Annotated in this window: 4 protein-coding genes; all 4 read right to left on the minus strand. The window is 47.0% G+C overall.

The features are described from left to right. Positions 1 to 267 precede the first annotated feature (267 nt). The 4 genes from N902_RS0114240 to N902_RS0114255 all read right to left on the minus strand — a co-directional run bounded on the left by N902_RS0114240 (position 268) and on the right by N902_RS0114255 (position 1,978). Positions 268 to 600 carry a nucleotidyltransferase domain-containing protein gene (locus N902_RS0114240; protein ID WP_153304245.1) on the minus strand — a complete coding sequence of 111 codons (333 nt, stop codon included), beginning with the start codon at positions 598 to 600 and terminating at the stop codon, positions 268 to 270. Continuing rightward, on the minus strand, positions 600 to 1,022 hold the full coding sequence (locus N902_RS0114245) for a nucleotidyltransferase substrate binding protein (protein WP_027371453.1): 423 nt from the start codon (positions 1,020 to 1,022) through the stop codon (positions 600 to 602). The genes N902_RS0114240 and N902_RS0114245 overlap by 1 nt, the downstream gene beginning before the upstream one ends. A gap of 196 nt (positions 1,023 to 1,218) precedes the next feature. Then, positions 1,219 to 1,518, minus strand: a complete 300-nt coding sequence (locus N902_RS0114250) for a hypothetical protein (protein WP_153304246.1) — start codon at positions 1,516 to 1,518, stop codon at positions 1,219 to 1,221. A 100-nt stretch (positions 1,519 to 1,618) separates the two neighbouring features. After that, positions 1,619 to 1,978, minus strand: a complete 360-nt coding sequence (locus N902_RS0114255; RefSeq protein WP_027371455.1) for a MarR family EPS-associated transcriptional regulator — start codon at positions 1,976 to 1,978, stop codon at positions 1,619 to 1,621. Between the last annotated feature and the right edge of the window lie 93 nt (positions 1,979 to 2,071).

Below are 2,071 nucleotides of genomic sequence, written 5' to 3' on the forward strand. Positions count from 1 at the left end.
CTGGGGTTAAACGCACAAATTAAAATTTACAACTATTTGATTTCACTTAAAACTTTCAACTTAAAACTTAACACTGCCTGCAAAAACATATTTTTTGCAGGCGCATCTTGAATTGCTTTCTTGTGATTTTTGGCTCTTCAATTTCCCGCAGCCACTACGAGAAAATCAGGCCGAAATCAAAGAAGGAGAATTCCACGCGCTACTTCGAAGAACCCTGACGAGTTTTCTGTCGATAACTCATGAAGCCATCTTCATGCCTCTTTGCCTTCAGCTCGAGCTTGCATCCCTGAAATACAATAGTTCTCCCACTCTATGGATGTGCTCCAAGACATCCGGGTCATCTATTCTGTCATATATGCACAGGTCAACGGCATTAGGAATGAGCAGATCATCCACGTCACGGGTGATCCTGTTCAACACCTGCAGATTGATGCTATCTCCCTTCAGGGCGATATCGATATCCGACCCTGGCTTGGCCGTCCTTTTGGCCCAGGAGCCGAACAGGATGGCTGTCTCAACCTGCGGATACCGGGCAAGAACACGCTTGATTTTTTCCAAATGCGACCGGGGCAAATCCCGCACACCGGTGGATACGCCCATCACATCCTTCCCTCGTTTTGCACCAGCGACTGCATGGTTGCTTCCAGTCGCTCCAAGAGTTGGAAATAGCGGGTTTGTACAGCCTGACAGATTTCCTCTGCTGTTTCTTCATTGTAGGTATGTGATGTCTTGTTTCTGCTTTCCAGCATATCCATCCAGCCCTGGCCATCCTGAACAAGATTGAGTTCAAATGCCTTCCGGATCGCGTCCCGCGAGCCATAGATCCCAGCATGGCCCTGATATTCCAAAAAATCTTTTAACGTAGTCCAGCCCAGCTCATATGTATATTCAAAGGCCTTGATCAGCCCCTGTTCCTCCAATTCTGACAACTCCCCCTTGGAGATGAACTTACGCAACTGAGCAAGGGCCTTTTGATAGTTCTTGAATCGCTGTAGCCAACGTATATCTTGATTATATTTCATGCTATCTCCATGGGCTGGGGTCGGACCTAACCAAGCCACTGAATTAATGATAAATGTGCTCAAAATTGGGCCGTTTTTTGGCCTTAAAATGCCCCCCGATGAAATGAGAAGAGATTTCATGGGGTGAGGTCTGGTTGGTTCTTTGCAGCCTTTTTGAAGGCCCGCTTAAAACTTTGTGACCAAGCAAGCTGATACATCAGTCATCCAGCAGGTCTTTTTTGAGCTCTTCCAAATCCCCAAACCGAGCACGATTTTCTCTAACTGCGGCCAAGGCTTCAGCAGCATTGGCTGCAATTTCTTCCCGTCTGTCCTCGGCCATCCGTGCTCGCAAAATTTCAAGGAGATCTCGTCTGTCCTCAACTGGGAGAGCCTCGACAGCATCTATGGCTGCCTGAAAAGGCGAATATGTATGAGTAGCCATATTATCACCAAATTGTACAATTTTATTGATCTGTGAATAAATACTTTGAAGAGATTTTTGCTCCGGTACCATCATGAGTTTGAAGCTCACAGCCAATAGCTTACCGCACCCATCAGGCTGTCCAACCTTTGGGGTCCACCTCCATGCTCAAGAATGAGAAGTTTCATTCACTCAGCTAAAAGCTTTCAGCTTTGAGCTTTGAGCTATCCTCTTGCAACTCGTCCACCTCGGCCCGTAGCTCCTTAATCTCCTTTTCCAGCGCATCAAACTCTTCCATCTTCCGCCGCAGGAAGCGGACGGTGACCCGGGCTTTTTCCTCCATCCCCTTGGGGGTCAGCTTGTACAGATAGGCGGTCCGGTTCTTGGAGTTCTTGAAATTGGAGGTCTTGATCAGGCCTTTTTCGATCAGGGCATTGAGACAATAATTCGTCTTGCCCAAGGAAATGCCGGCCTTCTTGGACAGCTCCCGCTGGGAGAAGTTCGGGTTGGACTCCAGGGCTCTGAGGATTTTGAATTCTGACTCTGATTTTATCATATTGGTAGCTCAAAGCTGAAAGCTGAAAGCTCAAAGCTGAAAGAGATTAAGAAAAAAGATAAAAGCTGAAAGCTGAAAGCTGAAAGCTGAAAG

The sequence above is a fragment of the Desulfovermiculus halophilus DSM 18834 genome, from assembly GCF_000620765.1.
Lineage (GTDB): Bacteria > Desulfobacterota > Desulfovibrionia > Desulfovibrionales > Desulfothermaceae > Desulfovermiculus > Desulfovermiculus halophilus.